At 61.8% G+C, this 13,331-nt stretch carries 10 protein-coding genes; all 10 read right to left on the bottom strand.

Features of this window, described 5'->3' with window-relative positions:
* Positions 1–123: 123 nt before the first annotated feature.
* Positions 124–1,686, bottom strand: a complete 1,563-nt coding sequence (locus tag JNB71_RS19750; RefSeq protein WP_220373496.1) for an alkaline phosphatase D family protein — start codon at positions 1,684–1,686, stop codon at positions 124–126.
* Between the two features lie 197 nt (positions 1,687–1,883).
* A complete protein-coding gene (locus tag JNB71_RS19745; RefSeq protein ID WP_220373495.1) occupies positions 1,884–3,464 on the bottom strand; it encodes an alkaline phosphatase D family protein in 1,581 nt (526 codons plus the stop codon).
* A gap of 131 nt (positions 3,465–3,595) precedes the next feature.
* Positions 3,596–5,656, bottom strand: coding sequence for a M3 family metallopeptidase (locus JNB71_RS19740; RefSeq protein WP_220373494.1), 2,061 nt, complete (start codon positions 5,654–5,656; stop codon positions 3,596–3,598).
* Positions 5,657–5,770: 114 nt separating this feature from the next.
* A complete protein-coding gene (locus tag JNB71_RS19735) occupies positions 5,771–6,412 on the bottom strand; it encodes a LysE family translocator (protein WP_220373493.1) in 642 nt (213 codons plus the stop codon).
* A gap of 99 nt (positions 6,413–6,511) precedes the next feature.
* The gene (locus tag JNB71_RS19730; RefSeq protein ID WP_220373492.1) at positions 6,512–6,775 is read right to left on the bottom strand and encodes a hypothetical protein; all 264 of its coding nucleotides are present in this window, start codon (positions 6,773–6,775) and stop codon (positions 6,512–6,514) included.
* A gap of 142 nt (positions 6,776–6,917) precedes the next feature.
* Positions 6,918–7,109, bottom strand: coding sequence for a hypothetical protein (locus JNB71_RS19725; protein WP_220373491.1), 192 nt, complete (start codon positions 7,107–7,109; stop codon positions 6,918–6,920).
* Positions 7,110–7,377: 268 nt separating this feature from the next.
* Positions 7,378–7,863, bottom strand: coding sequence for a bacterioferritin (gene bfr, locus JNB71_RS19720; RefSeq protein WP_026203801.1), 486 nt, complete (start codon positions 7,861–7,863; stop codon positions 7,378–7,380).
* Complete coding sequence (locus JNB71_RS19715) at positions 7,829–8,140, bottom strand: (2Fe-2S)-binding protein (protein ID WP_083926040.1); 312 nt, start codon at positions 8,138–8,140, stop codon at positions 7,829–7,831. The genes bfr and JNB71_RS19715 overlap by 35 nt, the downstream gene beginning before the upstream one ends.
* 328 nt (positions 8,141–8,468) lie before the next feature.
* Positions 8,469–11,906: an error-prone DNA polymerase gene (locus JNB71_RS19710; RefSeq protein ID WP_220373490.1), complete on the bottom strand. Its 3,438-nt coding sequence runs from the start codon at positions 11,904–11,906 to the stop codon at positions 8,469–8,471.
* Complete coding sequence (locus JNB71_RS19705; RefSeq protein WP_346657293.1) at positions 11,903–13,321, bottom strand: Y-family DNA polymerase; 1,419 nt, start codon at positions 13,319–13,321, stop codon at positions 11,903–11,905. Before JNB71_RS19705 ends, JNB71_RS19710 begins: the two co-directional genes overlap by 4 nt.
* Between the last annotated feature and the right edge of the window lie 10 nt (positions 13,322–13,331).

Genomic DNA, 13,331 nt, shown 5'->3' with positions numbered 1-13,331 from the left:
GAGGTTTCGGGGCGTATCTGGGAACTGCCCACATCTTCAATTGGGCGGCTCATACAGGTTTTTTTGCATTCGCGAAAGGGGGCGGCGGCAAAGTCTTGACGGACGGCCAAGGTCCCATGCTGGTTACACGCTGCCTCCGGCGGGATCGAGCGTCACCTGCCACAACTCCTGATCTTCCCGGTCCATCAGGCGAACGGTCATCTGCTCCGTCTGGCCGTTGATGTCGACGAGGCCGAAGAATTGCAGGCCGGCCGACGGTGGCAGGTTCTGGTCGATGCCGGTGCCGGACGCCTTGATGAAGCGCACTTCGGGGCCAAAGGTCATGTCCAGCTCCTTCGGCCCGTAGGTGCCGGAATGCAGCGGGCCGGAGACGAACTCCCAGAACGGCAGGAAATCCTTGAAGGCGCCGCGGGCCGGATCATAGTGATGGGCTGCGGTATAGTGCACGTCGGCCGTCAGCCAGACGATGTTCTCTATCGCATTGTCGCGGATGAAGGTCAGGATATCGGCGAATTCCCGTTCACGCCCCTTCGGCTTGCCATTGTCGCCATTGGCGATCGCGTCGGAGCCGCGCTTGTCGCCATGGTCGTCCCAGACGACGAGACCGATCGGCATGTCGCAGGCGATGACCTTCCAAGTAGCCCTCGAGGCGGCCAGTTCCCGTTTCAGCCAATCGGCCTGCCGCCAGCCGAAAAGATCCGCATTCGCATCGCCCTGGTTGGCGCCGCGATAGGAACGCAGGTCGACGAAGAAGACGTCGAGCAGCCGGCCATAGGCTATCTTGCGGAAGATGCGGCCCGGCTGCGCGGCAAGGGTGCGGATCGGCGTCATTTCCTGAAAGGCCCGCATGGCGCGCGCCGCATAGACGGAGATGTCCTTTTCCCGGTAACGGGCATCGTCGCGAAGGTCGGTCGAGGCCGACCAGTTGTTCAGCACTTCGTGGTCGTCCCATTGATAGAACGTCGGACACACCGCGTTCATCGCCCGAACGTGCTCGTCGAGCAGATTGTATTTCCACTGGCCGCGATATTCGTCGAGCGAGCGGGCGACGTCGCTCTTCTCTGGCGTGACGATGCGGTTCTTCCAGACCGTCCCGTCGCGCAACGGGATTTCGTCGGGGATCGGATTGTCCGCATAGACCGTGTCGCCGGAATGGATGAAGAAATCCGGCTCGTGCAGTCGCATGGTCGAATAGGTCTTCATGCCGACATAGTCGATGCCCCAGCCCTGTCCGGCCGTATCGCCGGACCAGGCGAAGCGGACGGAGCGGCGGTCGAGCGGCGCGGTGCGGAAGCGGCCGACGATCGGCTCGGCAACGCTGTTGGCGTCGTAGAGGTCGGTTGCAGTGAAGCGATAGAAGATATCCTGATCGGGCAAAAGGTTGTCGAGCAGGCACTTTGCCGCGAAATCGCTGTTCGGCAGGGCGTCGATCGACGGCAGTCGCAAGGGCGCCGAGAAGCTCTCGGTCGTCGAATATTCGACGGCGATGCGCGACGGGCGATCGACCCGCGCCCAGATCATGCCGGACTTTGTGTCGACATCACCCGACTGGACGCCGTGGGTGAAAACCGGACGGCTCGATGTACCTCGGGCGTAATAGGGCATTGCAAGGCTGGCGACGGCAAATCCGCCAACCGCTCCCATGGAGGAAAGGAAACGGCGACGGGTCGTCTCGATCGGTGTCATGCAGAGCTCTTCAGCTGGACGTCGGGGCGAGGAGCGAATCTCCTGATGCCAGCTAACGGTTCCGTCATGTCAGTCTCTTGAACGCCGAATGACGGTTTTCCGAAACTTCGGCGACAGTTTTGTTACACGCTCCCGAAGGAGTCGTTCGCACCGGCGGACGGTGAGACCGGAAAATCCCGCCTCACCGCCTCCGGCTGTCAGGCCGCGCGGGCTGGATCGAGCGTGATCTTCCAGAGCTCCTGGTCGTCGCGGTTCATCAGCCGTACGGTAAGCTGCTCGGTTGCACCGTCGATGTCGACGAGGCCGAAGAACTGCAGGCCAGCCGATGGCGGGAGGTTCTGTCCCTGCTCCTTGGTCGGCGCGCTGACGAACTTGACTTCCGGGCCGAAGGTCATGTCCATGTCGTTCGGGCCGAAGCTGCCTGCATGCAGCGGGCCGGAGACGAATTCCCAGAACGGTGCGAAATCCTGGAATTGCGCTTTGTCCGGGTTGTAATAATGGGCCGCCGTATAGTGGACGTCGGCGGTCAGCCAGACCGTATTGGTGATCCCGGCATTCTTGATGTAGCGCAGCAGATCGGCGATCTCGAGTTCCCGGCCGCTGGCCTTGCCGTTGTCGCCGTTGGCGACCGCTTCCGCCCCCTTCAGCTCCTTGAAGTTGTCCCAGACCATCACACCGAGCGGCATGTCGCAGGCCAGCACCTTCCAGGTGGCGCGCGAGTTGGCGAGTTCGCGCTTGAGCCAGGCGACTTGCTCCGCGCCGATGATCCGCGACCTGTCGTCGATCACGGCTTCCTTGCTCTCGCCGTTCGGGCCGCGATAGGACCGCAGGTCGATGAAGAAGACATCGAGCATCGGCCCATAGGCGATCTTGCGGTAGACGCGACCCGGCTCGGCCGGCGTGTAGCGGATCGGCGTCATCTCGTGGAAGGCGCGGGCCGCGCGGGCCGACAGCAGGAAGACCGACTTTTCCGTATAGCGATCGTCGTTCATCAGGTTCTTGGAGGACGACCAGTTGTTGACGACTTCGTGGTCGTCCCACTGGAAGAAGGTCGGACAGACGGCCGACAGAGCACGGACGTGTTCGTCCATCATGTTGTATTTCCACTGGCCGCGATATTCGGCGAGCGTTTCTGCAACCTTGCGCTTCTCGTCGGTAACGACTTTGTTGATCCACTTGGCGCCGTCAGAAAGGTCGACACTGTCCTTGAGCGGGCCGTCGGCATAGATCGTGTCGCCGGAATGGATGAAGAAGTCGGGTTGATACCTGGCCATCGTGCCATAGGTATACATGCCCTTCTCATCGATACCGAAGCCCTGGCCCGCCGTGTCGCCGGACCAGACGAAGCGGACGCTGCGACGCGAGGACGGTCCGGTGCGGAAACGACCGACGATCGGCTCGGAGACCACATTGATGTCCTGCAGGTCGGCTGCGACGAAGCGGTAGAAGATGTCCTGGTCCGACGGCAGGTTTTCGATCAGCCGCTTCATGGTGAAGTCGCTTTCCGGCAAGGCGTCCATCGGAGCCAGCCTGACGGCGCCCTTGAAGCTCTCGACCGTCGAGATTTCCATCTGGATGCGGGACGGACGGTCGACGCGCGTCCAGATCATGCCGGAAGACGCATCGACATCACCGGACTGAACGCCGTGGGTGAATTGCGGCGCATTGACTGCGCGGGCATAGGAAGGCAGCGCAAGGCCGGAGGCGGCGACGAGGCCGGTTGCGCCGACGCCCTGCAGCAGGGTCCGGCGGGTGACGGATTTCAGTGTGTTCGGCATGAATCTCTCCTGTTCCAGGCCCGGGCAGTTTCTACCCGGGCGCAGACATAAGCAGGGATTCATGTCAGCGCGCTGAAGGAGCCGTGACAGATAGATTTCCGTTTTATGACGGGGTTGTCTTCACCTGCCTTTCAGGCAGCCAGCCCCTTCTTGCGCAACATCGCCTCCGGGCTCGGCAGCTTGCCGCGGAAGGCCCTGTAGGCATCTTCCGGGTCGATCGCCCCACCGACGGAATAGATGTTGTCCTTCAGTTTTCCGGCCACATCGGCATCGAAGGCATCACCCGTTTCCTCGAAGGCGGCGAAGGCGTCGGCATCGAGCACTTCCGACCACATGTAGGAATAGTAGCCGGCCGAGTAGCCGTCGCCGGAAAAGACGTGCTGGAAGTGAGGCGTCGCATGGCGCATGACGATCGAGGCCGGCATGCCGATCTTTTCCAGCACCTCGGACTGCACCGCCATCGGGTCCTCGACGGCGGCGCGGGTATGGAATGCCATGTCCACCAATGCCGACGATGTGAATTCAACGGTGTTGAAACCGGCATTGAAGGTGCGTGCCGAGAGAACCTTGTCGAGCAAATCCTGCGGCATCGGCTCGCCGGTTGCCTCGTGCACGGCATATCTCTTCAGGATCGCCGGTACCGTCAGCCAGTGTTCATAGAGCTGCGAGGGAAGCTCGACGAAGTCGCGCGCAACGCTGGTGCCGGAAACGGAGGGATAGGTAACGTTGGATAGCATGCCGTGCAGCGCATGGCCGAATTCGTGGAACAGCGTGCGGGCATCGTCGAGCGACAGCAGCGCTGGCTTGCCGTCGGCCGGCTTGGCGAAATTGCAGACATTGTAGATGATCGGCAGTTCGCCCTTGGCACCGTTTTTCAGCGTCAGCCGGTGCTGCGACTGGAAGGAACTCATCCAGGCACCGGAGCGCTTCGAGGCCCGGGCGAAATAGTCGCCGAGGAACAACGCGACGAGCTTGCCGTCCGGGTCACGGATATCGAAGACGCGCACATCCGGGTGATATCCCTTGACGCCCTTCTTCTCCGTGGCCGTGATGCCGAACAGCCGCTGCGCGACGTCGAAGCAGGCGTCGATGATCTTTTCGAGCTGGAGATAGGGCTTGAGCTCGCTTTCGGAGAAATTGAATTTCCGCGCCCGCAGCTTTTCGGCGTAATGGCGCCAGTCCCACGGCATGACCGGATGGTTGCGGCCTTCCCGCGCGATCAGTTCGGCAAGTTCGGCCTCTTCCTGCCTCGCCCGAACCACTGCCTTTTCCCAGACCTGGGTCAGCAGCTCGTTCACGGCTTCCGGCGTCTTGGCCATCGTATCGTCGAGCTTCAGCGCGGCGTAGTTTTGGTAGCCGAGCAGCGTTGCCTTCTCCGCGCGCAAGGCAAGCGTTTCGCGGATGATGGCGCGGTTGTCGGTCTCGCCGCCATTGGCGCCGCGCGCGACCCAGGCCTTGAAAGCCTGTTCGCGCAGATCGCGCCTTTCCGAGAAGGTCAAAAACGGCTCGATGATCGAGCGCGACAGCGTAACGGCATACTTGCCCTCCTCGCCGCGGTCGCGCGCGGCCGCCGCCATGGAGTCCTTCAGGAACTGCGGCACTCCTGCGAGGTCCTCGTTGTCGAGCAGGAGCGCCCAGCTTTTTTCGTCCGCCAGCACGTTCTGGCCGAATTTTGCGCCGAGGCTCGCCAGCGTCTCGTTGATCGCGGCCAACCGCTCCTGCTCCGCCTTCGGCAGTTTCGCGCCGGACTTGACGAAACCCTTCCAGTGCCGCTCGAGAACGCGCGTCGCTTCCAGGTCAAGCCCCAGCGTCTCACGCCCTTCCCACAGCGCGTCGATGCGGGCAAAAAGCGCTGCGTTCATGCCGATCTTCGAGTAATGCCGTGACATTTTCGGCGCAATATCGCGCTCCAGCGCCTGGATCGCATCGTTGGTGTGGGCGCCGGCGCGGTTCCAGAACAGCGCCGAAACGCGCGACAGCCGGTCGCCCGCGATCTCCAGCGCAACGATGGTGTTTGCGAAGGTCGGCGCCTCGGCATTGGCGGCAATGGCGTCGATTTCCGCCTCATGTTCGACCAGCGCCGCGTCGAATGCCGGCGCAAAATCACCGTCGCTGACCGCCTCGAAGCGTGGCAGGCCGTCCGGGCCATTCCAGTCGGTGACGGCAGGGTTCAGCGCGGGGCTGGAGGTCATGGGGCAGTCCTTTCAATTCCGGTTCTTGCCGCCGGGGAAGGCGGGTGCTGCGCATCTTGTCGGCAGCGATTGTGGAGATATCAAGATTGTCGGGCAGGCGTGTGAGGCCGCGGATCACGGCTTCCGCAGCCCGAGAAGGCCGGGTGCCGCATGCCAGACGGCCTGTACCGCAAAGCCGATGAACAGCAGGCCCGAAAGGCGGACGATCGCCAGTTCATGTTTGCGGTAGAAGCGCCGCACCACGGATGCGCCGATGATGCCGATCAGGATGACGTCGGCGACGAGAAACCCGAGGAACGACACCGCCAGCAGCGCGGGCAAGGCATGAAAATCGAGCGCATTGGCAGAGCCTGCAAGCAGCGCCGTGAACGTCGCCAAAGCCACCGGATAACCCTTGGGATTGGTCAGGCCGAAAATGAGGCCGCGGCGATAAGGCCGCTCGACGCTGAGCAAGGGCCGGTTTTCGCCGCGCGGCTTTGCCCTGAGCGCCGTCCAGCCGATCCAGGCGAGATAGAAGCCGCAGAGCAGGCCGAGAATGTCGAAGATCGTGCTGCCGATGGTCCTGGCGCCGACGATCGCGACAAGTGCCAGCGCCGACCACAGGAGATCGCCCGCCAGATGGCCGCCCATAAAGAGCGCGCCCGCCTTGCGGCCCTGACCGGCGCCGATGCCGAGGAGGGCGAGAAAGGCCGGGCCGGGAATGAGCACGTAGGACAACGCCGCCAGAAAGGCGCCGAAAAGCAGGGCCTGCGTCATGGTATCTCCTTGCGCGTGAAGAGCCATTCGACCTTGCGTTGCTGATTCCGTCAAGATGCGGGCGGGGCGGTGCAGGCCCTGCCCGCGGGACGCGGCAAATTACTTCGCTTCGGTTGCTTTCATCGCATTGTCGAGATGCTTGGCGCAGTCGTCGGTCTTGCCGTCCTTCATCGCCATCTTCGCGCTGTCGACCTCCTTCATCGCCATCATCATCGCGTCCTTCTTCATCGGATCGGTCATGCCCTTGGCCATTTCCTCGGTCTTCATGATCGATGCCTCGTCGCAGGCCATCATCCCCTGTGCGAAGGCCGGTGCCGACAGGCCGGAGACGAGGACCGTGGCGGCAAGAATTGTCTTCAACATGATGTCTCTCCCAGTGACATGGGGCTTGATTGCCCGCGACCGAACTGTGCGCCTGCAGGTCAAGCACGTTCAATTCACGCGTGCGCGAGGCACGCTGTTGTCATCGGCTGTGTTTTACCGTGATATTTCCGTGATTGATTTATTATGATCCACACATATTCCGCACCGCGGCGGCTGCCGAACGTGTCGGTCTGACCGAATGATAGGTAAAGCTGACGATAATCATCGAAGCGAGTGCCATGCCTGCCAGGCTGAAACCAATACGATCAGAATGCTGCTGACAGGCGCAATTGTTGCGCGCGCTTTCGATCGGCATGTCAGCTGCAATGATCATGCCTGCGATTCGACGACTTCGTTCACCCGGTTGCTCAATGTTGCCGAGGCGTGGAGAGCGCTCTTTGAGCAACGGGGCGCGGCTCGGGCTTTTGATGAGCGGCGGGGCGCGGCACACGATTATCCGGCGACCCTTCCGAACAGCGCGTAGCGGGGCCCTCGACCACCGCTACAGGCGGGAACGACCGGGGCCGGCTGTCGAAGCCCACCGGCAGGCATTGAAAAACCCGCTTCGGGAACCGAAGCGGGTCGCTTTGCGAGACGGAACGTTATTCGGCTTCGTTGGCCGGCGCGGCGTTGAGCTGGCCGTATTTCTCGGCACCGATCTTGTTGAAGAGATCGATCTGGGTTTCGAGGAAGTCGATATGGCTTTCTTCGTCGGCCAGCAGTTCTTCGAACAGCTTCATCGAAACATAGTCGCCCGCCGCATGACAGATATCGCGGGACTGCTTGTAGGCCGTGCGGGCGTCATACTCGCCGGCAAGATCGGCTTCCAGCACTTCCTTGACGTTCTGGCCGATGCGCAGCGGCGCGACCGTCTGCAGGTTGGGATGGCCTTCGAGGAAGATGATGCGGGCGATCAGCTTGTCCGCATGGTGCATTTCCTCGATCGATTCGGCCCGCTCCTTCTTGGCGAGAAGCGTATAGCCCCAGTCTTCGAGAAGGCGATAATGAACCCAATACTGATTGACCGCACCGAGTTCGAGGAAAAGGGCTTCGTTAAGCCGCTCGATGACTTTTATGTCGCCTTTCAAGATCCGCTCTCCTGTTTTCTTCGTGGAATTGTTTGAGGCGGGTCATGAAATCAAATATCCGGTCATCCGTCGAGGGGCGGCTGGCGTGATATTGCTCGGTTGTGCGAACAATGATGTCGACCACATTGGGGAAGCAGCCGCAGCAACGACCGCGCTTTTGCATCGCGTGGTAAACCTTCGCAGGAACGATCAGTTGCCAGCAGTCCTCATCGAGGAGCTCGATGATCGTGTCCTCGATGTCCTTGTCGGTGATGAAATTGCAGCTACAAACCAGCATCCTGCCTGCCCGTGATACGCAATGCCCTGAGTTTTTTCATAAAGCAAAAGCGGATATTTACTGTCAACAAAAATGTCCGGGCCGCCTTTGGCAGCTCAAAATCTTAGAGTCATTCTAAACTTGATTAAAAAGATCGAATTTTCATTGACTTAATCTTGCCGGAACGACGCAGAGCAGTCGTTTCCGATCGTCTTCAAAAATTCTTGAGCGGCAAGAATGCGTACAAATTTTGTTACAGACGCGCTTTGAGCCGCCCGGCGCGCGCCACGAGGGTGAAACGGGCGCGGTTATGCTGGCCGCTTGCAGCCGCTGCCCGCCTTGGGCGGCATCAATGAAAATTCCTCCCCTTCGGCATGACGCTGGCGGTCTCGGCGATTTCGGTGCGAGCCGTGTTCCCGCCCTTGACGAAATGCGCCGCTGCAGTCACCCGTTTCTTCTGTCGATGATCGGCGGTCGGCCGCAGGGCTTCGTCCGAGCGGTCCGACACGCCAAAACGACGGGCCTCGCGTTGCAGCAGGCCAAGCATCGGCGTCAGGTCCTCGATCTGATCGACCACGACATGGATTACCCCGCTTTCGCTCTGGAGCCTGCCCGTGATCTTCACCAGCCGGGCGCCCATGACGACGGAGCGGAACCGGTCGAATGTCTTGTTCCAGACGATGGCGTTGGCAACACCCGTCTCGTCTTCCAGTGTCATGAAGATCACCCCCTTGGCGGAGCCGGGTCGCTGGCGCACCAGCACGAGCCCGGCAATGGTGACGCGCCGCCCATTGGGCACCGCCAGCAGATCCCTGTTCCTGACAATGTTGCTTTTTTCGAAATCGCTTCGCAGGAAGGAAACGGGATGTGCCTTCAGGGACAGGGAGAGATGGCGGTAATCCTCGATCACCTGCTCGCCCGGCAGCATTTCCGGCAGACGAGTTTCCGGCTCGACCTGAAGATCGGCGTGATCCGCACGGTCGAACAGCGGCAGTTTCTCCGCGGCACTCTTCGCATCGAGCGCCCGCACGGCCCAGAGCGCCTCGCGTCGCGACAGCCCGATCGACCGGAAGGCATCGGCATCCGCCAGCCGCTCGATGTCGGATTTGCGCAACCCCGAACGCAGCCACAGATCGCGCACGGAGACATAACCCTGGCCGCGCTGTTCGACGAGCGTGACCATGTCGGCCTCGGAAAGCCCCTTGACCTGCCGGAAGCCGAGACGCACCGCCCTCCTCGTCCTGATGATATCGCGCATGGACACATGGCGTCGGTCGATCGCCTCCCTGTCGAAGTCGGCATCCTCGAGAAGGCAATCCCATTGGGAATGATTGATATCGACGGGGCGCATCTCGACGCCATGTTCGCGCGCATCGCGCACCAGCTGCGCCGGCGCATAAAATCCCATCGGCTGGGAATTCAGCAATGCCGCGCAAAAAACATCGGGGTAATAGGCCTTGACCCAGGAGGAGGCGTAGACGAGCAAGGCAAAGGAGGCCGCATGGCTTTCCGGAAAGCCGTATTCGCCGAAACCTTCGATCTGGCTGAAGCAGCGTTCGGCAAAGTCGCGGGGGTAACCGTTGCCGACCATGCCTTCGATCAGGTCCTTCTTGAAGGAATTGACCTGTCCCGACCGCTTGAATGTCGCCATCGAGCGCCGCAGCCTGTCGGCCTTTGCGGGAGGAAAGCCTGCCGCGGTAATGGCGATCTGCATTGCCTGCTCCTGAAAGAGCGGAACACCCAGCGTTCTTTCCAGAACCGCCTTCAGCTCCGGCTTCTGATAGTCGATGGGCCTGTTGTTGCGCTGATCCTCCCGGCGCTTGAGATAGGGATGGACCATGTTTCCCTGGATGGGACCCGGCCGGACGATCGCCACCTCCACGACAAGATCGTAGAATCTTTCCGGCCTCAGCCGCGGCAGCATGCTCATTTGCGCGCGGCTTTCGATCTGGAAGACGCCGATCGTGTCCGCCCGGCAGATCATTGCGTAGATCGCCTCGTCCGCCATCTCGCCGAAGCCGCCAAGCGTGATCTGACGACCATAATGCGTGTCCAGCAGGCCGAACGCCTTTTTCAGGCAGGTGAGCATTCCAAGAGCGAGAATGTCGATCTTCAGGATGCCGAGCGTATCCAGATCATCCTTGTCCCATTCGACCATGTAGCGATCGGGCATGGCCGTCGGCATGATCGGCATGACCTCGTCCAGCCGGTCGCGGGTGATGACGAAACCGCCGACATGCTGGGTCAGGTGCCGCGGAAAACCCATCAGTTCGGTCGCGTATTTCAGGACATCCCTCGTCGTCGGATCGGAAAGATCGAGCCCGGCCGCTCTCGCCTCCCGTTCCGTCAGATCCGCCGCCGACCAGCCCCAGACCGTGCTGGCAAGGGCCGATTGCACATCTTCCGACAGGCCGAAAGCCTTGGCCACTTCGCGGCCGGCCGATCGGGCACGGTAGCTCGTCACCGCCGCCGTCAGGCCGGCATGTTCGATGCCGTATTTCTCATAGATGTGCTGGATCACCTCTTCGCGGCGCTCATGCTCGAAATCGACGTCGATATCCGGCGGCTCGTTGCGCTCCGTCGAAATGAACCGCTCGAACAGAAGCGTCGTGAGGGTGGGGTCGACTTCCGTGATGCCGAGGCAGAAACAGATGACGGAATTGGCGGCGGACCCGCGCCCCTGGCAGAGGATTTTCAGCGTATGGCGGGCGTGATGGACGATGTGGCGCACCGTCAGGAAATAATGCTCGTATTTCATCTTCGCGATGAGATCGAGTTCGTAGATGATTTGCTTCGACACCTTGTCGGGAATGCCTTTTCGGTATCGGTCTCGCGCCCCTTCCCAAGTCAGGCGCGCCAGCGTCTGCGATGGCGTCTCGCCTTCGACGCCTTCGTCCGGATAATTGTGGCTGAGCTCATCCAGCGAGAAGGACAGGCGCCTGAAGAACGTTTCGGTATTGGCGACCGCCATTGGATAATCGCAAAACAGGCGCGTCATCTCGCGCCCATCCTTGAGATAGCGTTCCGCATTGGGGGCCAGCCGGAAGCCGGCTTCCGATATCGTCACATGCTCGCGGATGGCGGTGACGATATCGGACAGGGGACGGCGGGCGGGGTGGTGATAGAGCGGCTGGTTGCTCGCCATCAGCGGAATGCGGTTGCGAGCGGCCAGCACGGAAAAACTTGCGAACACCTCGGCATCCCGGCCACCATAGGACGGGGAAAGCAGCAGATGGAGTTTGTCGCGAAAGCGTTTCCTCAGGCGCGCAAGGCAGTCTTCCAGCTTTTCCTGCGCGCCGGAATCACCAAGCAAAGCGGGATTGGCTACGAGGGCGAGCATCATCTCGTCTCCCCATTCGGCAAGGTCCGCCTCGGTGAGGATGCACTTACCCTTCTGGGTTCTGAGATTTCCGGCGCTCAGCAGGCGGCAGAGATGAGCCCAGCCCTTCCTGTTTTGCGGGAAGGCAAGGATATCCGGCGTGCCATCGGAAAAGACCAGCCTTGCGCCCGGCCGGAAGGGAACCGGCTTCACGGATTTCTCTTCCGCCTGTCCCTTTTCGCGGCGCTCCCGGTTTTCCGCGACAGTCCTTTCATATTTTTCCTCCAGCGCCCGGATCTGCGCATGAGCCCGGACAACGCCGGCGACCGAATTCCGGTCGGCGATCCCGAGACCCGAAAGTTTCAGCAACGCGGCCTGGATTACCATCTCCTCCGGCTTGGACGCCCCTTCGAGGAAGGAGAAATTCGTCCGGGCGCCGATCTCGAAAAAACGCGGAACGGGGTTCATGCGAAAATCCCATGCATGAACCAGCGCGGCGGTGGCAGCTGGCCGTAAAGGCCTTCGCGATAGATCCAGAAACGATGGCCGGTGTCGTCCTCGATGCGGAAATAATCCCGTGCCCCAGCTTCAGGGCCATCGATCCACCATTCCATGGCAAGCCGCTCCGGTCCCTCGCTGCGCGAGACGCGGTGCAGCATGCGCCGCCAGCGGAAGCTTTCCGGCGGGCCCTCCGGCACTTCCGCCAGAAAAACCTCCACCGCTTCCGGCCTCGGGAACAGCCTGAGCGGCCGCTCGCCGCGGGACCAGGAGACGCCGCTCTTCTCCGGCCCCTTGCCGGAGGACAGCGTGCGGATGGCTGGGGCAGCGATCACCGCCCGTTCCGGCACATGGCTTTCGCACAGGTGAAAACTCTGCAGACAATCCTCGCCGAGGCGGGCCGAGACGCGGTCGACGAAGCCTGCAAGGGAAACATGCTTTTGCCGGTCGCCAGCGAAATCCTCCTGCGCGGCATCGAAGGCTTCATGGCGCGTGACGTTCAGCCGCAGGATTTCGAAACCATAACCGGCATCGAGATCGTCGTGAACGGCGTGAAGACGTTCGGAAAACAGCGCGGCGATGCGGCTCGGATCACGCAGCGGCTGCGAGGCGCCGGCCGCGACCCGAAAGACCCGGCCATCGACCCTAAACAGCACGAGCTCGAAAGCCCGTCCACCCGTGCCACGCTCCTCCAGGCTGGTTTTCAGCGACAGGGCGATCTGCCCGGTCAGATGCAGGATGTCTTCTTCCGCCTGAACGGGCTCGGCCAAGCGGCGTTCGGCGGAAAGGCTGGCAACGGGCCGGCGCGGCGAGACCGGCTCCTCGTCAAGGCCAAGCGCCTGATCGAGCCGCAACAGCAGATGCGCTCCGAAGCGGCGCGCCAGCGGCGCACGCGGCGCATGGATAAGATCGCCGACCTGTTTCAAGCCGAGCTTCTGCAACGCGGCGACGGTCTCTTCCTCCAGTCGCAGCGCGGCAACCGGCAGCGGTGAAAGTACAAGCTCCATCTCTTGGTCGGCAATGACGCCGCCATTGCCGAAGCGGGCGATCCCCCAGGAAAGACCGGGCGCGGACGAGATGGCGCCGCGCGCGTCGATCCCCATCTGGAAGAGCCGCGACAGGACATCCTGGAGCAGCGCCTTCTCGCCGCCGAAAAGATGGGTGCAGCCGGTGATATCGAGAAACAGCCCGTCACGGCCGTCGAGTGCCACAAGGGGCGTATAGCGGTCGCACCAGTCGGCGATACCGTCGAGCAGGCGGCGGTCGGCCGCCGGATCCTCCTCGACGACATCAAGCTTCGGGCAGATGGCCCGCGCTTCCGCCACGGCCTGATTTTTCCTAAGGCCGATCGCTTCGGCGGCCTCGTCGAGCGCCGTCAGCCGCATGGCATTGTTG

This window comes from Rhizobium herbae (assembly GCF_019511375.1).
In the GTDB taxonomy this organism is placed as follows: Bacteria; Pseudomonadota; Alphaproteobacteria; order Rhizobiales; family Rhizobiaceae; genus Pararhizobium; species Pararhizobium herbae_A.
Note: the sequence above shows the minus strand (reverse complement) of the source record. Positions and strands in the feature narration are given on the sequence as shown.